General features: G+C 58.5%; 14 protein-coding genes. 4 read left to right on the top strand and 10 right to left on the bottom strand.

Annotated elements, in window-relative coordinates:
• Positions 1 to 4: 4 nt before the first annotated feature.
• The gene (locus tag ABD806_RS17315; RefSeq protein ID WP_344960064.1) at positions 5 to 1,291 is read right to left on the bottom strand and encodes a peptidoglycan DD-metalloendopeptidase family protein; all 1,287 of its coding nucleotides are present in this window, start codon (positions 1,289 to 1,291) and stop codon (positions 5 to 7) included.
• A 119-nt stretch (positions 1,292 to 1,410) separates the two neighbouring features.
• On the opposite strand from ABD806_RS17315, the gene tyrS reads away from it, so the two are divergent.
• Positions 1,411 to 2,607 carry a tyrosine--tRNA ligase gene (gene tyrS / locus ABD806_RS17320; protein WP_344960065.1) on the top strand — a complete coding sequence of 399 codons (1,197 nt, stop codon included), beginning with the start codon at positions 1,411 to 1,413 and terminating at the stop codon, positions 2,605 to 2,607.
• 29 nt (positions 2,608 to 2,636) lie between these two features.
• Here the strand turns inward: tyrS and ABD806_RS17325 are convergent, their stop codons facing one another.
• The 5 genes from ABD806_RS17325 to gltB all read right to left on the bottom strand — a co-directional run bounded on the left by ABD806_RS17325 (position 2,637) and on the right by gltB (position 11,422).
• On the bottom strand, positions 2,637 to 3,266 hold the full coding sequence (locus ABD806_RS17325) for a trimeric intracellular cation channel family protein (RefSeq protein WP_344960066.1): 630 nt from the start codon (positions 3,264 to 3,266) through the stop codon (positions 2,637 to 2,639).
• A gap of 64 nt (positions 3,267 to 3,330) precedes the next feature.
• Positions 3,331 to 4,176, bottom strand: coding sequence for a cobalamin-binding protein (locus tag ABD806_RS17330; protein ID WP_344960067.1), 846 nt, complete (start codon positions 4,174 to 4,176; stop codon positions 3,331 to 3,333).
• Positions 4,177 to 4,181: 5 nt separating this feature from the next.
• On the bottom strand, positions 4,182 to 4,880 hold the full coding sequence (gene mtnN, locus ABD806_RS17335) for a 5'-methylthioadenosine/S-adenosylhomocysteine nucleosidase (RefSeq protein ID WP_344960068.1): 699 nt from the start codon (positions 4,878 to 4,880) through the stop codon (positions 4,182 to 4,184).
• A 653-nt stretch (positions 4,881 to 5,533) separates the two neighbouring features.
• Positions 5,534 to 6,949 carry an FAD-dependent oxidoreductase gene (locus ABD806_RS17340; protein WP_344960069.1) on the bottom strand — a complete coding sequence of 472 codons (1,416 nt, stop codon included), beginning with the start codon at positions 6,947 to 6,949 and terminating at the stop codon, positions 5,534 to 5,536.
• A gap of 12 nt (positions 6,950 to 6,961) precedes the next feature.
• Positions 6,962 to 11,422, bottom strand: coding sequence for a glutamate synthase large subunit (gene gltB, locus ABD806_RS17345; protein ID WP_344960071.1), 4,461 nt, complete (start codon positions 11,420 to 11,422; stop codon positions 6,962 to 6,964).
• 605 nt (positions 11,423 to 12,027) lie between these two features.
• Here gltB and arcB point away from each other — a divergent pair.
• Genes arcB through ABD806_RS17360 form a run of 3 tightly spaced genes read left to right on the top strand, consistent with a single transcriptional unit; the run spans position 12,028 to position 16,886 of the window.
• Positions 12,028 to 14,340 carry an aerobic respiration two-component sensor histidine kinase ArcB gene (arcB, locus tag ABD806_RS17350; RefSeq protein WP_344960072.1) on the top strand — a complete coding sequence of 771 codons (2,313 nt, stop codon included), beginning with the start codon at positions 12,028 to 12,030 and terminating at the stop codon, positions 14,338 to 14,340.
• The gene (dgt, locus tag ABD806_RS17355) at positions 14,337 to 15,695 is read left to right on the top strand and encodes a dGTPase (RefSeq protein ID WP_344960074.1); all 1,359 of its coding nucleotides are present in this window, start codon (positions 14,337 to 14,339) and stop codon (positions 15,693 to 15,695) included. The genes arcB and dgt overlap by 4 nt, the downstream gene beginning before the upstream one ends.
• A gap of 54 nt (positions 15,696 to 15,749) precedes the next feature.
• Positions 15,750 to 16,886 (top strand): inverse autotransporter beta domain-containing protein, encoded by a 1,137-nt coding sequence (locus tag ABD806_RS17360; protein WP_344960075.1) that lies wholly within the window; start codon positions 15,750 to 15,752, stop codon positions 16,884 to 16,886.
• On the opposite strand, the gene rfaH is transcribed toward ABD806_RS17360, so the two are convergent.
• From rfaH to metN, 4 genes are all read right to left on the bottom strand, one after another.
• On the bottom strand, positions 16,871 to 17,368 hold the full coding sequence (gene rfaH / locus ABD806_RS17365) for a transcription/translation regulatory transformer protein RfaH (protein WP_344960076.1): 498 nt from the start codon (positions 17,366 to 17,368) through the stop codon (positions 16,871 to 16,873). The genes ABD806_RS17360 and rfaH overlap by 16 nt on opposite strands.
• Before the next feature lie 162 nt (positions 17,369 to 17,530).
• Positions 17,531 to 18,358 (bottom strand): MetQ/NlpA family lipoprotein, encoded by an 828-nt coding sequence (locus ABD806_RS17370; RefSeq protein ID WP_344960077.1) that lies wholly within the window; start codon positions 18,356 to 18,358, stop codon positions 17,531 to 17,533.
• Between the two features lie 21 nt (positions 18,359 to 18,379).
• Positions 18,380 to 19,033 carry a methionine ABC transporter permease gene (locus tag ABD806_RS17375; RefSeq protein ID WP_344960078.1) on the bottom strand — a complete coding sequence of 218 codons (654 nt, stop codon included), beginning with the start codon at positions 19,031 to 19,033 and terminating at the stop codon, positions 18,380 to 18,382.
• Complete coding sequence (gene metN, locus ABD806_RS17380) at positions 19,014 to 20,057, bottom strand: methionine ABC transporter ATP-binding protein MetN (protein ID WP_344960079.1); 1,044 nt, start codon at positions 20,055 to 20,057, stop codon at positions 19,014 to 19,016. The genes ABD806_RS17375 and metN overlap by 20 nt, the downstream gene beginning before the upstream one ends.
• Between the last annotated feature and the right edge of the window lie 81 nt (positions 20,058 to 20,138).

A 20,138-nucleotide genomic window follows, 5' to 3' on the forward strand; every position in this document is an offset into this window, starting at 1 on the left:
GCACTCACTCGGATGGCCTGTTGCTGACCAGCATGGTGTCGCTTGCCTGAGTGAGCCGGGCCAGTAGCCGTTGGGCTTGAGGCCTGAACTTGACCAGCTCGGCATGGGGGAGCACTGGAGCATGGGGCAGGATCACGGTTTTGGGATCCTTGTGCACCCCATTTACCAGGAATTCGTAGTGCAAGTGGGGGCCGGTTACCCGGCCGGTGGCACCGACCGTGCCTATCTGCTCTTCCTGTTTCACCCTCTGGCCTTTTTTTACCATGCGCTTATGCAGATGAAGGTATTTGGTCAGGTAGGTGCCGTCATGACGGATAACCACATAGTTGCCGTTGAACTGGCTGTAGCCGGATTCCAGCACCACGCCGTTGCCGGCCGCCATCACGGGGGTGCCGGTGCGGGCCGCATAGTCGATACCGTTGTGGGCTCGGATCTGGCCGGTGACCGGATGCAGGCGGCGGGGATTAAAGTTGGAGCTGATATGGGTAAAGTTAACCGGAGCCCGTAAAAAGCTTTTGCGCATGGCGCGTCCTTCGGGGGAGTAGTAGTTGCCATCCGTATGGCGAACCGCCTGGTAAATACGCTCCTGGTTAACAAATTCGGCGGCGAGGATAGGGCCATCGGCAACAGCTTCGCCCTCCTTGTAGCTCCGCTCAAAGAGCACGGCAAAACGGTCGCCGGTGCGAATATCCAAGGCAAAATCCAGATCCCAGGCAAACATGGCCGCCAGATGCAGTATCTGGGTGGGATTTAAACCGGCCCCGGCGGCGGCGTTCCAGAAGTTCGAGCTGACCTCAGCCTGGGTGTGCTGGATGCGTTGTTCCAGTTCGTTGGTGAGCATATTGCTTTGCAGGCCTTGGGGGGTCTGACGTATTTCCAGGGTCTGGGCGACATCAACCGGATATATCAGCGCTGCGAACCGATCGTCGGCATCATACACCAGGGTGATCTGTTCGCCGGGGTGGATCTTTTTCAGGTTGTCTCCAGGCTCGCCCAGCAAGTCAATTTCATGCAGCAGGCCGGAAGGCAGTCCCTGTCGGGCAAAAATAGTCGAAAGATTATCGCCTGGGGCAATGGTGATCGAGATCTCCCGGGTGTTTGCCGGTCGCTCTGCCGGCTGGGGGGCAGGCGTTGGTGTCGGCTGCCGAATTTGGGGGGAGTGTGCGGTCGTGCTGCCCTGGCGGATGGAGTCTGCCTCATCTGGAAGCAACAGCAACAGCCCCATAAGGCCGCTTACGATACCGATAGCTATCTTGTGCCCTTTGGGCAGTAATTGAAATAGTTTGGTCACAGCCACTGAGAATGCTTCCCTGAATCTTGCGGGAAGTTTACAGGCTTTCCAATTTATCCGCCATTCCAGTAATATGCCTCTTTGATTTGCCCAATTTTTAGCATAGGAGTAAAACCGTCATGTCCCAGCTGGCAGCGGCATTAGCGGAAATTAAACGTGGTGCCGAAGAGATACTGGTCGAAGAAGAGCTGATCGCCAAATTGAAGGAAGGCCGCCCGTTACGGATCAAGCTGGGCATGGATCCCACGGCGCCGGATATTCACCTGGGTCATACGGTCATCCTCAACAAGCTGCGCCAGTTCCAGGATCTGGGCCATGAGGTATTGCTGCTGATCGGGGATTTTACCGCCCAGGTGGGTGATCCTTCCGGCAAGAACAGCACCCGTCCGCCACTGACCGCCGAACAGGTGGCCGACAATGCCAAAACCTATGCCGAACAAGCTTTTAAAGTGCTTGATCCCAATAAAACCCAGATCGTCTATAACTCCAGCTGGCTGGCCGAACTGGGTGCCACCGGGATGATCAAGCTGGCCTCCAAGCTGACGGTCGCCCGCATGCTGGAGCGGGATGATTTTAAAAAGCGCTATGCTTCGGGTCAGTCTATCGCCATTCATGAATTTATGTATCCGTTGCTGCAGGGCTATGATTCGGTGGCCTTGAAGGCCGATGTGGAACTGGGCGGTACGGATCAGAAATTCAACCTGCTAATGGGTCGTGAGCTGCAGAAGGAGGCGGGGCAGCCGGCTCAGGTGGTATTGACCATGCCGCTGCTGGAAGGTCTGGACGGGGTGAAAAAGATGTCCAAGTCCGCCGGTAACTATATCGGCGTGGACGAGGCTCCGGAACAGATGTTCGGCAAAATCATGTCGCTGTCCGATGAGCTGATGTGGCGCTACTTCGAGCTGCTTTCCCGCCGCAGCCTGGACGAACTGGCCAGCCTGCGGGATCAGGTGGCCGAGGGCGTCAACCCGCGAGATATCAAGATCCTGCTGGCCAAGGAAATCATCAGCCGCTATCACGACGAGGCCGCCGCCGAGCAGGCCCATCAGGATTTTGTGCTGCGTTTCCAGAAAAATGCCATCCCCGAGGATATCGCCGAGGTGACCCTGACGGCCGGGGAGGAAGGCATCGCCATCGCCAACCTCTTGAAAGATGCGGGGCTGGTGGGCTCGACCTCCGAAGCCCTGCGCATGATCAAGCAGGGGGCGGTCAAGCAGGACGGCGAAAAGCTGGAGGACGGCAAGCTGGTGGTGAGCGCCGGCCAGGCGGTCTATCAGGTCGGTAAGCGCAAGTTTGCCCGGGTGACGGTCGCTTAATATCATGAAAGGCCTCTTAGAGGCCTTTTTTATCTATGCAGGGAAAAGGCCGGCAGGGACAGGTGCCAGCGAATGGCCGCCACCCGCAGCGCAAAGGTGCCGATCATGCCTGCCAGGGTGGCTAGCAGCGGCGCCAGGTTCAGGGCCAGGGCGCCTGTGTAGAGGATGCCGCCGAGAATACAGGCGGTGGCGTAGATTTCCCGCTGTAGCACCATAGGCACTTCCCGTGCCAGCACATCCCGGATCATGCCGCCGGCGACCCCGGTCATTACTCCCATCACCACCGCCACCATTTCCGAGGTGCCGTGGGACAGGGCCTTCTCGGTACCGATAATGGTAAACAGCGCCAGCCCGAAGGCATCGGCCAGGGGTAACATATACCAGGGCAGGCGCCGGGGCAGCCGGGCGATATACTGCCCCAGCAAGGCGGTGACCAGTATCACCCACAGATAGACGGAGTCGGCTACCCAGAACACCTGTTCGGCGCCGATAATCAGATCCCTGATGGTGCCGCCGCCGATGGCGGTGACCGCCGCCAGCACAATTACCCCAAAGCCGTCCATGCGCAGCCGGCCCGCCACCAGCACGCCCGAGAAGGCGAATACGGCGGTGCCGAATAAATCACTCCAGTAGAACACGGAATCAACCAGCGGTGGCAATTGTCTTTACCTCAAAAAATAGGTGCGCCCTTGTATGTGAGGACTGAGGGGAGGCACCATCATGTCATGGTGGCGAGACGGGGTGTTGTCTTGCCAGCTCGAGCTTTTCGCACAAGTCTCGGATGCCCGTCGGCGTACGCGGGGTAAAGCGGTGCAGTCGCACCGTATCCACCGGCCACAACTGACCATGACGCACCGCCTGCAGCTCCGGCCATTGCTGCCACAGGCTCAGCAGCTGGTCGGTACTTTCTCCCAATATCACCTGGGGATCCTGCATCAGCACAAATTCGGTACCGACCTGGGGATAGGGGATCGGGCTATCAGCCAGGATATTGGTGCCGCCGCAGAGCTTCACCGCCTGGCCCATCCAGGTGCTGGCGTTGACCGACATCAAGGGGGGAGAGCCGAGCTGATAAAACACGGAGACCGGCATCTTATGACTATACTCGGCTTCGAGTTGTGCCAGCTGTTGACGGTAGTCGAGGGCCACTTCCCGGGCCTGCTCCCGGTGACCGGTGAGCTCGCCCAGATATTCCAGCTCATCGGCCAGGCTCAGCAGGTTTTTCGGCTCGGAGAAGGCAACGGGGATGCCCAGTTTTTCCAGTGGCTGAACCTGCAGGGCCTGGGCGCTTTGCCAGGCAACCACCAGATCCGGCCGCAGGGCCAGGATCTGTTCCAGGTTCAGGGAGCGGTAGTTGGCCACCTTGGGCAGGGCACGGGCTTCGGCCGGGTAGTCGCTGGCTTCGTCTGTCGCCACTACCTGCTCGCCGGCCCCTATCGCATAGAGCATCTCGGTGATATGGGGCGTCAGGCTGACAATACGCCTGGCTTCCTCCGCCGCAACCGGCTGGACAGGCAGCAGCAGTGCGACAAGCAGCCGGTTGACCGGCCCCGGTTTGACCAGGCGCATCCGGCTCAGCCTTCTAGTCGGGCCAGCATGGCCAGCACCATTTTTGAGGAATGGCGGGCGGCCACTGCTAAAAAGGCTTCGAAGGATTCGGCCTGTTCCTTGCCGGCGATGTCCGACAGGGCGCGGACCACCACGAAAGGCACGTTGAATTGATGGCAGACCTGGGCGATGGCCGCGGCCTCCATTTCGCAGGCCTTCATGGTGGGGAACTGGGTAACGGCCTTCTGCAGCTGATCTTCCCGGTGCATAAATTGATCGCCGGTGCAGATAAGGCCCACCGCCGAGTTGATCTCTGCCTGTTCTGCCAGGCACTGTTTCGCCAGATCGATCAGCGCCTGATCGGCGACAAAGGCGGCCGGCTGCTGGGCCATTTGCCCGGCTTCATAACCAAAGGCGGTGACGTCCACGTCATGGAAGCGTACTTCGCTGGATACCACCACGTCGCCCACATGGAGGATGGGATCGAAGCCGCCGGCGGAACCGGTGTTGATCACGCAGTCGGGCTGAAAGCGTTCCAGCAGCAGGGTGGTGGCCATGCTGGCGGCGACCTTGCCGATGCCGGAGCGGGTGATCACCACCTCTTTGCCCGCTAGGTTACCCTGGTAAAACTCGCAGCCGGCGACGGTGACGGTATTGGGGTTGCCCAGCTGGGTTCTTAGTTCGGCCACTTCCTGTTCCATGGCGCCAATAATGCCGATAGTCATAAGGGATTCTCCCACAAAGAAAATAATGGGGAGTTTACCACCATAGACACAAAAGGCCGATCTGAGTTCGATTTGAAGGCACTCTTCTCATATCAATCTGAGTAAACATCTGAGCATGTGTTGATACCAAGAACACAAAAGATGATTTATTTCATTACTGTGTAAACGTCGGACAAAGGGCCAGCTCCATCGACCGGCCCCAGATTAATGACACTCTTCGTTTCATCCTGCTGCGAATATTCACTGGATGTTCGGTCAGGCTGAAACAACTCGTCACGGCAAGCAAGCTCGCCCCATGTACGCTCAGCACATGACATCTGACCGCTAGGGATGGCGGTAATGCCGGAACGGCAGGAGTACTTTTCGGCCCTGGTATGTCACGGTTGTGGGAGCCGTTCTCTGTTGCTTCTTTCTGGGCTCTGAGTTGTCCAGAGACGGTGCCCACAGGCGACGCCGGTGCTCCCAGGAGGATAAAGGGATCTGCTCAGCCGACCATCCGCGCCATGGATGGCGCGGCCGAGCCTCCATGGGTGGATTCACGGCGGGTCGGCGGAGCGGGCCCTTTGTCCGGCTGCTTTGGTGAGGGCTATTTTGCAGTCATCATAAAAAAAGGCCACTCGATGAGCGGCCTTTGCTACTGAGATGAAGCGCGCTTACACCCCGATATAGTCCATGATGCCTTCGGCGGCCTTGCGGCCTTCGGCGATGGCGGTGACCACCAGATCCGAACCGCGCACGGCGTCGCCGCCGGCGAAGATTTTCGGGTTGCTGGTCTGATAGGCAAAGTCGGCCTGTTCGGGGGCGACGATGCGTCCGGAACTGTCTGCCTGGATATCATGGTCCTTGAGCCAGGGCTGGTCATGGGGCTGGAAACCGAACGCCATGATCACCGCATCGGCGGGCAGCACCTGCTCGGAGCCGGCGACCGGCTCGGGACGACGGCGGCCGTTGGCATCAGGTTCACCCAGCTGGGTGGTGACCACTTCCACGCCGGTGACCTTGCCGTCGGCATCCACCTGAATGCCGGTGGGCTGCAGGTTGAACATGAAGTTCACCCCTTCTTCCCGGGCATTCTGCACCTCACGACGGGAACCGGGCATGTTGGCCTCGTCCCGACGATAGGCACAGACCACGTTGGCCGCATTCTGGCGGATAGAGGTACGCACGCAGTCCATGGCGGTGTCGCCGCCACCCAGTACCACCACCCGCTTGCCGCTCATATCGATATAGTCGGATGCCTGTTTCTCGAAACCCAGCACCCGGTTGGCGTTGGAGATCAGGAACGGCAGGGCATCGAACACGCCGTTCGCATCCTCATTAGCCAGGCCTGCCCGCATGTACTTATAGGTGCCGACACCCAGGAACACGGCGTCATAGTCGTCCAGCAGCGACTGGAAGCTGACATCCTTGCCGATTTCGGTTTCCAGGCGGAACTCTATGCCCATTTCCTCGAAGATTTCCCGGCGACGGGACATCACCGATTTCTCCAGCTTGAAGGAGGGGATACCGAAGGTCAGCAGGCCACCGATTTCCGGGTAGCGATCGAACACCACGGGGGTGACACCGTTGCGTACCAGGATATCGGCACAGGCCAGGCCGGCCGGGCCGGCGCCGATCACCGCGACCTTCTTGTCATTCTTCACCACATGGGACATGTCCGGCCGCCAGCCCATCTCGAACGCCTTGTCGGTAATATATTTTTCGATATTACCGATAGTCACGGCGCCGAACTGATCGTTGAGGGTACAGGAGCCTTCACACAGCCGGTCCTGGGGGCAGACCCGGCCACAGACCTCGGGTAGGCTGTTGGTCTGGTGGCACAGATCCGCTGCCTCGAAGATGCGTCCCTCGTTGGCCAGCTTCAGCCAGTTGGGAATGTAGTTATGTACCGGACATTTCCATTCGCAGTAAGGGTTCCCGCAATCCAGGCAGCGATCGGCCTGCATCTGGGCCTGGCTGTCGGAAAAGGGTTCGTAGATCTCCACGAACTCGATTTTACGGGTGCCGATCGCCTTCTTGGGCGGGTCGACACGTTGTACGTCTATAAACTGAAATACGTTCTGGCTCATCACTATTTTCCTTTACTGCGCATGGACCCGCAGCTCTGCGGTAGAGCGGCTCTGGTGGCCCAACAGGGATTTAACATCGCTGGATTTAGGCTTGACCAGCTTGAACTTGGGCAGATATTGGTCAAATTTGGCCAAGATATGCTGTGCCCGTTCGCTGCCTGTTTCCTGCAGATGTTGGGTGATGATGCCGCGCAGGTGCTCCTGATGGATCACCAGCTCGTCGAGACCCAGCAACTCGACCAGTTCATAGTTGGTCCTGAGGTGGAAGTCATCGTCTTCATCCAGTACATAGGCAAAACCGCCCGTCATACCGGCGGCGAAGTTCACCCCGGTGCGACCCAGTACTGTCACTATGCCGCTGGTCATGTATTCACAACCGTTATCGCCCAGGCCTTCGACCACGGCGATGGCACCCGAGTTGCGCACCGCGAAGCGTTCGCCGGCCCGGCCCGCGACGTACAGGTGACCACCGGTGGCACCGTACAGGCAGGTGTTGCCGACCAAGGTGGCTTCATGGGAGCGGAAAGACACACCCACATGAGATCTGACGACCAGCTTGCCGCCGGTCATCCCCTTGCCCACATAGTCGTTGGCATCGCCGGTAAGGATCAGCTCCAGGCCGCCGGCGTTCCATACCCCAAAGCTCTGTCCGGCGGTACCGTCCAGGTGGATCCGTATCGGATCGGCGGCCATGCCCTGGTTGCCGTGGCGCTTGGCGATTTCACCAGACAGGCGGGCGCCCACGGAGCGATCGGTGTTGCGGATGGCGTAATAGTAATCACCACCGGCACTGTTCTCGACCGCGGCCAGGGTATCCTCGACGATCTTGAGGTTGAGCGGGCCCTTGTCGAAGCCGGGGTTGCTTTCCTGGCAGAACACACCCAGGCCCGGCTTGGGCTCGGGTTTGACAATGATGCCGGACAGATCCAGCTTCTGTTGCTTGGCGGTCAGGCCGGGCATGATGTCGAGCAGATCGGTGCGGCCGATCAGGTCGGTCAGCTTGGCGACCCCCAGTTGGGCCATCAGCTCACGGGTTTCCTCGGCGATGAACTTGAAGTAGTTCTCGACCATTTCCGGCAGGCCAAGGAAGTGCTCCTTGCGCAGCTTGTCATCCTGGGTGGCCACCCCGGTGGCGCAGTTGTTCAGATGACAAATGCGCAGGTATTTACAGCCCAGGGCCACCATGGGGCCGGTGCCGAAGCCGAAGCTCTCGGCGCCGAGGATAGCGGCCTTGACGATATCCAGGCCGGTTTTCAGGCCACCGTCGACCTGCAACCGGACCTTGTGACGCAGGCCGTTGGCCACCAGCGCCTGTTGAGTCTCGGCCAGACCCAGCTCCCAGGGCGAGCCGGCGTATTTCACCGACGACAAGGGACTGGCACCGGTACCGCCGTCGTAGCCGGAGATGGTGATCAGGTCCGCATAGGCCTTGGCCACACCGGTGGCGATGGTACCGACACCGGGTTCGGAGACCAGCTTGACCGATACCAGGCAGCTGGGGTTGATCTGCTTGATATCGAAGATCAGCTGAGCCAAATCCTCGATGGAGTAAATATCATGGTGCGGCGGCGGTGAAATCAGGGTCACGCCGGGTACCGCATAACGCAGCTTGGCGATTTCGGCGGTCACCTTGTGGCCGGGCAGCTGGCCGCCCTCACCGGGCTTGGCACCCTGGGCTACCTTGATCTGAATGACTTCGGCATTCATCAGGTAATGGGGAGTAACGCCGAAGCGGCCGGAAGCCACCTGCTTGATCTTGGAGTTTCTCAGGCTGTTGAAGCGGCGGGGATCCTCGCCGCCCTCACCCGAGTTGCTCTGGCCGCCGAGGCGGTTCATGGCGATGGCCAGGGATTCGTGAGCTTCCGGACCCAGGGCGCCGATGGACATGGCGGCGCTGTCGAAGCGGGGGAACAGATCCGAAGCCGGCTCAACCTGATCCAGCGACAGGCTGGCCTGGCCGCTGGTTTTTACCTGCAGCAAATCGCGCAGCATGGCGACCGGACGTTCGTTCACCAGCTTGGCGTAGGTCCGGTAATCCTCATAGCTGCCGGAGCGCACCGCTTGTTGCAGGCTGTTGACCACATCCGGGTTATAGCTGTGGTATTCGCCGTCATGTACATACTTGAGCAGGCCGCCCTGGTTGAGGGGCTTGCGGGCAATCCAGGCGACGCGGCTCAGGTTGAACAGGTCCTGCTGGAAGTCTTCGAAGCTGGCGCCCTGCACCCGGCTGGATACGCCCTTGAAGCACAGCTCGACCACATCCTGATGGAGGCCGATGGCTTCGAACAGCTGGGAACAACGGTAGGAGGCGACGGTGCTGATGCCCATCTTGGACATCACCTTGTACAGGCCTTTGTCGATGCTGTTGCGGAAATTCAGCAGGGCTTCGCGCAGCGGCATTTTCAGCACACCATCGGTGACCATGCGGCCCAGGGTTTCGTAGGCCAGGTAGGGATAGATGGCGGTGGCGCCAAAGCCGAGCAGCACGGCGAACTGGTGCGGATCCCGGGTGCTGGCGGTTTCCACGATAATGTTGGAGTCGCAGCGCAGATCGTTGTCCACCAGGGTGCGCTGCACGGCACCCACCGCCATGGCCGCCGGGATAGGCAGTTTGTCCTTGGCGATGTTGCGATCGGACAGCACCAGCAGCACGGTGCCGTCGCGCACTTCGGCAACGGCCTCGGCGCACAGACGGCGGATGGCCGCTTCCAGCCCTTCTTCGGCAGCATAGTTCAGATCGAGTACGCTGTGTTTGTAGTGGGTCTGTTCCAGTCCCAGCAGCTGATGGAAGTCGGAGTACAGTAGTATGGGGGAATCAAACTGCACCCGGTGGGCATGGCCATGGGTCTCGTTAAAGACGTTTTGCTCGCGGCCGATCATGGTGGCCAGCGACATGACGTGATTTTCCCGCAGCGGATCGATCGGCGGGTTGGTCACCTGGGCAAACATCTGCCGGAAATAGTCATAAACGGAGCGGGCACGGCTGGAGAGTACCGCCATGGGGGCATCGTCACCCATGGAGCCGACAGCTTCCTGGCCGTTTTCACCCATTACCCGGATCACTTGATCCAGCTCTTCCATCGAATAGCCGAACTGTTTCTGATAGGTACGCAGAGTCACTTCGTCCATTTCTGCCTGTCCGGCTTGGTCGTCAGGCAGATCTTCGAAACGGGTCAGACGGCGCTTGTGCTTGGTCATCCACTCCTTGTAGGGATGGCGGGTCTTGAGATCGTCGTCGATTTCGAAACTGGTCCAGGTCTTGCCGGAAGTGGTATCGACCACAAAGAGTTCACCCGGGCCGACCCGGCCTTTTTCCAGCACTTCGTCGGGGGTGTAGTCCCAGATCCCGATTTCCGAGGCCAGGGTGATAAAGCCATCTTTGGTGCGCACGAAGCGGGCCGGGCGCAGACCATTACGGTCCAGGGCACAGGCGGCGAAGCGGCCATCGGACATCACGATGCCGGCCGGGCCGTCCCAGGGCTCCATGTGCATGGAATTGAAGTCGTAGAAGGCGCGCAGATCTTCGTCCATCGCCGGGTTTTTCTGCCAGGCGGGCGGGATCAGCAGGCGCATGGCACGGAACAGGTCCATGCCGCCAGCCAGGAACAGCTCAAGCATGTTATCCAGGCTGGAGGAGTCGGAACCCTGGGTGTTGACATAGGGGGCCGCTTCTTTCAGGTCGGGCAGCAGGGGCGATACAAACTTGTAGGATCGTGCCTGGGCCCACTGACGGTTGCCGCCTATGGTGTTGATTTCACCGTTATGTGCCAGGAAGCGGAACGGCTGGGCCAGCGGCCAGCGCGGCTGGGTATTGGTCGAGAAGCGCTGGTGGAACACACAGATGGCCGATTGCATGCGGATATCCGCCAGATCCAGGTAGAACCGGGGCAGGTCGGCGGGCATGCACAGGCCCTTGTAGGTCATCACCAGGTTGGACAGGCTGACCACATAGAAGTATTCGTCGTTGACTCGCTTTTCGATACGGCGGCGCACTATATAGAGGCGTCGCTCCAGATCATTGCTCGACCAGCCGGTCGGGGCATTGACGAACACCTGCTCGATGCGCGGCAGGGAGGCCTTAGCGATTTCTCCCAGCACATTGGGGTTTACCGGAACTTCCCGCCAGCCGACCAGGCTGAGGGTTTCTTTTTCCAGTTCTTCATTGGTGATCTGGCGGATCTGTTCGGCGATAATGGGGTCCGGATTCAGGAACAGCATGCCTACGGCATACTGGCGACCCAGGTTCCATCCTTTATCTTCCGCGACGGCGCGAAAAAAACTATCTGGCTTTTGCATCAACAAGCCGCAACCGTCACCGGTCTTGCCATCGGCGGCAATCCCGCCTCTGTGCTGCATGCGATCCAACGCCGAAATCGCGAGTCGGACAAGTTTGTGACTGGTTTCGCCTTCTGTGTGGGCGATTAAACCGAATCCACAGTTATCCTTCTCAAGCGTAGGGTCATAAAGAGACATTGCATTCCTCCATTGCTCTAGCCTTGGGGCCGAGCGACTACTTTTGTCAGCACGACATGCTCTGAAGCGTCCGTTGCCACTGGTGGCTAATTTACCAAAATATAGAGATTTTTTTGTGACGTCAATTAAAGAAACTAATGTGTGGTGGCCGATCTTTTGACGTCCAAAGCAGAATATTTCAATGAAAAACCGATTCGTTTGGTTATAAATCTTATAATTTATTGCTTTTGCGGTTCATTTGTTTGTTGGTGTTGAAATCTCAGCATAATGTAAATTTGACGGTTTTATGTTGTAAAATTACAACATTTCATGTCTGGATTTCGAGCCATCTCACACTTTTCCGTATCGTGGTTGCACCAAGGAGGTGCAACCACGAGGAAGGGGCTTTAGTCAGCATGTGATTACAAATGCATTATAACTGCATATCTTCTCTTTTCTAGCCTTTTTTGAGCGCTGTTTACATAAGCTGAGACAAAGTTACGTCTATTGCTGCCAAGCTAGTATTTAATGTTGCCGGTATCGACATCACCCGCGTTATCATCAACATGACAGTCCGGAGTGGAGCCGGTATGCTGCCATCATGCCCTTTAAGACAGGATTGCTAGATGAAACCCATTAAAACCTGGGCCCAATATTATGTTGATTTAATGACCAAGCTTGGCATTGTGCGCTTCAGCGTACTGCTAGCTGCCTGCATTATCTTACTGGCGGTCTTTATCCAGGTTGCTGTCACCCTGTTTCTTAAAGGTACGGTCGAGAGTGTGGATCTGGTCCGTTCCATTTTCTTTGGACTCCTGGTTACCCCCTGGGCAGTCTACTTCCTGTCGGTGGTTGTGGATCAGCTGGAAGACTCCCGGCAGCGCCTCAGTCGTCTGGTTCAGCGCCTACAGCAGATGCGGGAGCGGGATCTGGAACTGAACAATGAATTGCAGGAAAAAATCCTGTTGCTCAACCGCCAGATCGAGGAAACCAATAAGGCCGAAGCCGCCCGGCAGCAGGCGATCGAGGACATGGAAAACGAGGTATATCAAAGGGAAAGAGCTCAGGTCGAGCTGCAGGAGCGCTCCGCATTACTGCGTTCCTTTATCGATACCTCGCCGGATCTGGTCTATTACCGTAACGAACAGGAGGAGTTCTCCGGCTGTAACCGGGCCATGGAAAACCTGCTTGGACGGGAGGAGCGGGAGCTGATCGGCCTTACTCCCTATGATGTTTATCCGGAAGATGTTGCCAAAAAGGTGGTGGAAACCGACAAGGTGATCTTTGCCCGTAATGAAAGCCAGACCTACGAACAATGGTTGGTCTATCCGGACGGTCGGCCCGCCTGTTTTGAGTTGCGCAAGGTGCCTTTCTTCGATCGCAGCGGCAAGCGCTTGGGTCTGCTGGGGTTTGGCCGGGATATTACCGAACGTAAGCAATATCAGGAGGAGCTGGAAAAAGCGAGCCGGGATAAAACCACCTTCATATCCACCATTAGCCATGAGCTGCGTACCCCGCTCAACGGCATCGTGGGCCTGAGCCGCATCCTGTTGGCTTCCGAACTCAGCCAAGAGCAGAGACAACACCTCAAGACCATCCACTTCAGCGCCGTGACCTTGGGTAATATCTTCAACGATATTATCGATATGGATAAGCTGGATCGCAGCCGGTTGGAACTGGCGCCCGAGCCCATGGATTTCCCCGGCTTCCTCGATGATCTGGAAAGCTTGGCTCGGCTGCAGGCCGAACAAAAAGGCCTGTATTTGCATTTCGATCGGGATGGTGACATGCCCGAGTGGATCCTGGCGGACGGTACCCGGTTGCGCCAGGTGCTGTGGAACCTGGTCGGTAATGCGGTGAAATTTACCGATGAAGGAGGGGTGACCATCCGCTGCATGGCCGACGAACTGGAGCCGGGAGAAGTCACCCTGCGTTTCGATATTGAGGATACCGGCATCGGTATTCCGGTCGAGTTGCAGCAGAAGATCTTCGGCCTGTACTTCCAGGTGGAGGGCAAGAAGCATGCAACCGGAACCGGTATCGGCCTGGCCGTCTCCCAGCAGCTGGTCGAGGCCATGCACGGTACCATAGAGCTGGACAGCGAGCCGGACGAAGGCTCCTGTTTCAGCATCACTATCAGTGTGCCGCTGGCCCAGGCGCCGGTGGACGATCCTTGCCTGGCCGGTATTCCTTCGCTTTCTGTCCTGCTGGTGGAGGATGTGGAGCTGAATATTACCGTTGCCTGCGCCTTGCTGGAGAAGCTGGGCCATAGGGTGACGGTAGCCCGGGATGGTGCCGAAGCCTTTGCCTTCCTGGCGGGGCAGCGCTTCGACCTGATCTTCCTCGATATCCAGTTGCCGGACATGACCGGCTTTGATATTGCGGCTAGGCTCAGGAGCGAAGCGACTGAACCCCTGCCGCCTGTGGTGGCACTGACCGCCAATGTGATCAGCGATAAAGGCGAGTACCTGGCCAAGGGCATGGATGATGCGATCAGCAAGCCGCTGTCCTCCAAGGCCCTGAAGGCCTGCCTAGCCCGTTTTTTCGGCCATAAACAGTGGCTCGCTCCGGCCGCCACCGAGACGGCCGGCGGCGAGGTTCTGGATCTGGCCTTCCTCAATGATTATGCCGAGACCGTGGGCGCCGCCGTGCTGCTGTCCAGCGTTACCCTGTTTGAGCAGATGTCGGGGGATTATCTGGCCAGGCTGGATGCCTTTATGGCCGAACGGGAGCAGGACGGCATCGTCGATGAAGCCCATAAGATCAAGGGGGCGGCGGGTTCCATCGGCCTGAGACGGATACAGCAGCTGGCGCAACAGATCCAGAGTCCGGAATTGCCGGCCTGGTGGGAGCAGGTCGAGGGCTGGATCCAGAGCATGAAGACCCAGCTGCCGCCGGATTTACTTGCGCTGCGACAATGGCTGGAGAGCAAAGAATGAATCCTTATCACAACCTGTTCCTGGCCGAACGTTTCTATACCGAGGATGGTGCGACCAGTTCGGCGCTGGCGGCCATCGAGGAGGATCGCAGCCGCATAGTACAGTGCTCGCCGGTACGGCGCCTGCAGCAGAAAACCCAGGTGTTTCCCCTGGACGTCAAGGCCTCGGTCCGCAGCCGGCTGACCCATTCTCTGGAGGTGAAAGAAACTGGCCGGCAGCTGGCGCGGCAGGTATTGCAGGAGATACCTGTTGAAGTCGATCGGGAGGCTTTTATCAGTCTGGTGGAGATGGCCTGCCTGCTGCATGATGTGGGCAATCCACCGTTTGGCCATTTCGGTGAGTCGGTGATTATCGATTGGCTGGGCAGTCAGTTATCCCCGTTGTTCCAACAGGCGGTGGGCTCGCCTTCGTTGCAGTGGCCGGCCTTGCTGGCCGATTTATGTCACTTCGAGGGCAATGCCCAAAGCCTGCGGCTGTTGCACAGCCTACAGGGACTCAACCTTACACTAAGTCAGCTGGCCGCCCTGCAAAAATACGCGCGCGGGGCCTATCAGCCCAGGACGACCGGGTCCTGGCAGCAGAAACCCGGGCACTTCTTCAGTGAACGGCTGCTGGTCCACAAGCTGCACCAATCATTTCCATCCACGGCCGGCGGGCGCTTTCCCCTGACCTATCTGCTGGAAGCGGCCGACGATATGGCCTATGGCATCGCCGATCTGGAGGACGCGGTGGACAGGGGGGTACTCAGCCTGGCCGAGCTGGAACAAGCGCTTAATGGAGAAGCTAATGCTTATCTGGTGCGTCGATGGCAACAGGCCAGGGTGGGGGAGCCGGGTTTCTTCGGTCGTTTCCGCCATGCCCTCAATCGTGATTTACTGCCCCTGGTGAGTGAGCAGTACCTGCTGCATCATCAGGCGATCCTGCAGGGCACGCATGCTCAGCCGCTGCTGGCGGTAGCGCGACCGGCCGCCGAAGCGCTGCACTGGCTAAAGGATTTCGCCCATCGGCGAGTCTTCAACCGACGGGAGGTCGAAGCCCTGGAGCTGGCCGGATTTGCGGCGTTGAAGGGGGTGCTGAATGCCTTTGCCCCCTTGCTGGCACTGTCGGCGGACGAATTTACCAGCTTGGGGCAACGCCAGGATGCCAAGGGGTTGGTGTTTCGGCGGCTCTATCACCGATTACCGCCCCGCCATCTGGCTGCCTACCGGCGGAATGCCGGACAGGCGCCAGGCTTTGACAATGATCAGGAGCGAGAGTGGTATTTCCGGGTCAGGCTGTTGCTGGATTTCGTGAGTGGCATGACCGACACTTATGTTTTGGAAGAATACCGGCTGCTGTGTGGCTTGCAGGGATAGCCAGCGGTGCAGCAGCCCGATCGGATGAAGCCTGTTAGCCACGGAAGCAAAAACATGCGCTGTATCCTCTTTGCACTGTCGTTGTTGATGAGCCCCCCGCTCTGGCCGCTCGAGCTCCCTGTGGTGATGTATCAGGTTGTCGAGGGCGAGGACTGGGTCTTGCTGGCCAGCCGCCATGGGCTGAGCGAACAGCAGTTACGCGATGATTATAATGCCGAGCTAAGCACGGCCGAGCTGGTTCAAGGGGACTGGATCCGAGTGCCAGGCCCGGCGGTGGCACCAGCTCTTTTTCCTCCCCTCGTTTCCCTGTCTGCTCCCCAGCAGCCCGCAAACGAAAAAATGATGCTGACCCTGGCCGGAGCCATGAAGGCTGCTGCGGAAGATCGGCTGGATATGTTTGTGGAGCGGGAGACCAGCAGCCTGACCGATGAAACCCTGTTATTCGGGACCCGTCAGCTGTCGGCCCTGCCCTGGATCTCGCCCGAAGCCTGGGGCTGGGATTATCAGCTGCCGCTGTTCGATAAAGACCTGCGCTTCAACAGCCGGATGGCGTTGCCGTTATCAGGTCGCTGGAAAGGTGAAATGGGGGTGGATTATCGGTTAGAGCGGCTGACCTATCAATTGGGGCTGAATTACCGCCAGCCGTTGCTCGGGGCTTGGCATGCTCAAGTCGCCCCCGTAGTGGACTATCAGGATGAGTACGAACACCGACGGGCAGGTGTGACTTTGGCATTGGCTCATCCCGATTGGCGCATGGGTATCAGCCGTTACCGGCGGTTTTCCGGCTGGCGCCATGGGCCGGACGGATGGGAGAGGCCGGCTTCCGGCCTGCTCTGGTTCGGAGAGGGACGAATGCCGTTTGTGTCGGGATTGACCATGGCGGTCAGTCGCTATCAATGGCAGGGCCATCGCCTCAGCCTGCAGGGTAGTGGCGACAATGACCGGGCCAGTGCGGCGCACCAGTGGTCGTTGAGCTATTCCCCCTGGCAACGGTTCCGTATACAGACCGACCTCAGGAGTAACAACCAGCGGCAATACGAGTCCAGGGTCAAGCTGGGGATCGAATTGCCCTTGAGTCTCTCCGGCGGCTGGTTCTGGCCCAGGCGGCCGGACCTGGGCTTGCTGAACTATCAACCCCTGCGCCATCACAGTGTGATGGTTCTGGAACAGGCGGCCTATGAGGCCTGGTAGTCGGTATTGGCGATGCTGGCCTTGGTTTCCTTGTGCAGCAGGGTCAGCAGCAGGATGGCGCGCTGTTCGCCGTCGGGCTCCTGATAGATGGCCTCCAGGCCGCGGAAGGGCCCCTGGCTGATCACCACTTTGTCGCCTGTTTTTGGCAGGGTGGACATCACCCCCCGCAGTTCGTCGCTGTCGGCCCGGGCCATCAGTTCATACACCAGTTGACCCGGAACCTCGCAGGGATAGGTGCCGAAGCGCACCAGGGTGCGTATGCCCCGGGTCGAGCCGATGGTGGCGGAACTGGTAATTTCCAGATCGGTACGGAGAAAGATATAGCCGGGAAACAGGGCTTCAATGCGCTGCACCCGTTTTCCCCGAACCAGTTTCTCGATTTCCACATGAGGGTAGTAGGCTTCAACGCCCTGATTGTTCAGGTTTTGCTGCGCCCTTTCTTCCTCCCGGGGCCGGCAATGGGCCAGATACCACTTCTCCATAGAATCCCCTGGCTTGCAGATTAAACGGTAATTATGACAGCAGAAACAAAAAAGGCCACGGCTTGCCGTGACCTTGCTGTAATAGTGCGAGATGGCCTACCAACCATCAGCTTGGCTTTGGCCACTCCCAGTTTGCGTGACCCTTGCTGCAATAGTGTTGGCTTACCAGCCTTTGACTACGCCGCCTTTAAACAGCTCCAGTGCGGCCTGATAGACTTCTTCGCTTTGATAGGCTTTGACAAAGGTTTTGATCCGCTCGTCGTCCTGGTTGTCTTCCCGGGATACGATCAGGTTGACGTAGGGCGACTCCTTGTCTTCCACGAACAGGCCGTCACGGGAAGGCAGCAGATCGATTTGCGAAGCATAGGTGGTATTGATCACCGCCAGCGCGACATCTTCCAGCGAGCGGGGCAGCTGAGGTGCTTCCAGCTCGATGATCTGCAGGTTTTTGGGGTTGGCCGTGATGTCCAGGGTGGTAGCTTCCAGACCGGCTTCGTCACGCACTTCGATCAGGCCCTGTTGTTCCAGCAACAGCAGGGTACGGCCCAGGTTGGTCGGGTCGTTGGGTACGGCGACTTTAGCGCCGTCCGCCAGTTCATCCAGCGACTGGATCTGTTTCGAGTAGCCGGCGATGGGATAAACAAAGGTGTTGCCCACGGGCACCAGGGTGTAGCCCCGGTCGGCGATCTGCTTGTCCAGGTAAGGCTTGTGCTGGAAGGCGTTGATATCCAGGTTGCCGTCGTTTAGCGCCACATTGGGGGTGACATAGTCGCTGAATGACACCAGCTCTACGTCCAGGTCGTATTGCTCTTTGGCGACGCGCACGGCGATTTCGGCCACCTGTTCTTCGGAGCCGGCAATCACCCCCAGGCGCAGCGGCTTGGCCGCTTCTTCCTTGGCGGTTTCCTTGGTTTCTTCTCCACAGCCGGCGAGGGCCAGGGCGGAGGCCAGTACACCGACGGTGGCCAATGATTTAAATCCCAACTTCATGACAGAGCTCCTTAAGATGATTTAGCGATGATCGACATGGGTGACCAGTCGTTCGCCGATACTTTGAATGATTTGTACCAGAACCACCAGCATCACCACGGTGATCAGCATGATTTGCGGATCGAAACGCTGATAACCGTAACGGATGCCCACGTCCCCCAGGCCGCCGCCGCCGATGGCGCCGGCCATGGCGGAGTAGTTGACCAGGGTAACCAGGGTGATGATGATACCGTTGAGCATGCCGGGCAGGGCCTCGGCCAACAACACCTTGGTGATGATCTGGCTGCGCTTGGCGCCCATGGCCTGGGCCGCCTCGACCAGGCCGTTAGGCACTTCCATCAGCGCCCCTTCCACCAGGCGGGCGACGAAGGGAATGGCGGCGACGGTCAGTGGAACTATGGCCGCGACCGTGCCGATACTGGTGCCGACCACCAGGCGGGTAAAGGGAATGATGGCCACCAACAGGATGATGAAGGGAATGGAGCGGCCAATGTTGATGATGGTACCCAGCACCTTGTTGAGGGCCTTGTTTTCCCAAATCTGCCCGTCTTTGGTGACATGCAGGGCGATACCCAGGGGGATGCCCAGGACACAGGCGATGGCGCCCGAGCCGAAGGTCATGATCAGGGTTTCCCATAAGGCTGACAACAGCAGATTAATCATGGCATCGGACATAACCGAGTAACTCCACCTGAATTTTATGTTCTTGAAGATAGGCGATGGCCGCCTGGGTCTGTTCTGCCTCGCCGGCCAGCTCGGCCAGCATAAAGCCGAATTTGACCCCACCGGCATATTCGATATCGGCGCTGAGGATAGTCACATCCACCTCGAAGCTGCGGCTTAATATGGAAATCAGCGGCGAGTCGACGGTTTCACCGGTAAAGCCCAGGCGTACCAGGGGCAAAGTATTTGCTGCCGGCTCCGTCGTCAGCCGTTGCTGATATTCATCGGGTATTTCCAGATGGATGGTGGAGGCGATAAAGCGCCGGGCCAGCTCGGTTTTGGCATTGGCAAAAAACCAGGATACCTCGCCCTGTTCGATCAGCTCGCCGTCGTTGATGATGGCGACCCGATCGCAGATGCTTTTGACCACCTGCATTTCATGGGTGATCAGCAAGATGGTCAGGCCCAGCTTGCGGTTGATATCCTTGAGCAGGGTAAGGATGGACTGGGTGGTCTGAGGATCCAGCGCCGAGGTGGCTTCGTCACAGAGCAATACCTTGGGTTTGGGAGCCAGTGCCCGGGCGATCGCCACCCGCTGCTTCTGGCCGCCGGACAGGGCATTGGGGTAGGCATTGGCTCTGTGGCTCAGGCCGACCAGCTCCAGCAGTTCATCCACCCGCTGTTTGATGGCCGCCTTGTCCATGCCCGCCAGCTCTAGGGGCAGGGCCACATTGGCGAATACGGTGCGGGAAGACAACAGGTTGAAATGCTGGAAGATCATGCCGATCTTACGACGGCTCCGGGCCAGGGCACGGTTGTCCATGCCGGTCAGCTCCTGACCGTCGACCACCACAGAGCCCTGCGTCGGGCGCTCCAGCATATTGACGCAACGGATCAGGGTGCTTTTACCCGCCCCCGACTCACCGATTACGCCCATGATCTGGCCGGCTTCGATCTCCAGATCGACCGTTTTCAGGGCATAGACGGCCTGGTCACCGTCGCCATATTTTTTACTGATACCGCTTAGTTTTATCATCGGAGGTAAACCCTTCCGGCCTTGTTATTCACTGCTATAACAGATGAGAGTAGAGACACGTCATGCAAGCATAACGAATAA

Origin of the sequence: Zobellella aerophila (assembly GCF_039539325.1) — a bacterium.
GTDB lineage: Bacteria > Pseudomonadota > Gammaproteobacteria > Enterobacterales > Aeromonadaceae > Oceanimonas > Oceanimonas aerophila.

Coding starts and splice junctions, on each gene's coding strand:
- tyrS (WP_344960065.1), top strand. CDS start 1,411: ATGTCCCAGCTGGCAGCGGCATTAGCGGAAATTAAACGTGGTGCCGAA.
- ABD806_RS17330 (WP_344960067.1), bottom strand. CDS start 4,176: ATGCGCCTGGTCAAACCGGGGCCGGTCAACCGGCTGCTTGTCGCACTG.
- mtnN (WP_344960068.1), bottom strand. CDS start 4,880: ATGACTATCGGCATTATTGGCGCCATGGAACAGGAAGTGGCCGAACTA.
- ABD806_RS17340 (WP_344960069.1), bottom strand. CDS start 6,949: ATGAGCCAGAACGTATTTCAGTTTATAGACGTACAACGTGTCGACCCG.
- gltB (WP_344960071.1), bottom strand. CDS start 11,422: ATGTCTCTTTATGACCCTACGCTTGAGAAGGATAACTGTGGATTCGGT.
- arcB (WP_344960072.1), top strand. CDS start 12,028: ATGAAACCCATTAAAACCTGGGCCCAATATTATGTTGATTTAATGACC.
- dgt (WP_344960074.1), top strand. CDS start 14,337: ATGAATCCTTATCACAACCTGTTCCTGGCCGAACGTTTCTATACCGAG.
- ABD806_RS17360 (WP_344960075.1), top strand. CDS start 15,750: ATGCGCTGTATCCTCTTTGCACTGTCGTTGTTGATGAGCCCCCCGCTC.
- rfaH (WP_344960076.1), bottom strand. CDS start 17,368: ATGGAGAAGTGGTATCTGGCCCATTGCCGGCCCCGGGAGGAAGAAAGG.
- ABD806_RS17370 (WP_344960077.1), bottom strand. CDS start 18,358: ATGAAGTTGGGATTTAAATCATTGGCCACCGTCGGTGTACTGGCCTCC.
- ABD806_RS17375 (WP_344960078.1), bottom strand. CDS start 19,033: ATGTCCGATGCCATGATTAATCTGCTGTTGTCAGCCTTATGGGAAACC.
- metN (WP_344960079.1), bottom strand. CDS start 20,057: ATGATAAAACTAAGCGGTATCAGTAAAAAATATGGCGACGGTGACCAG.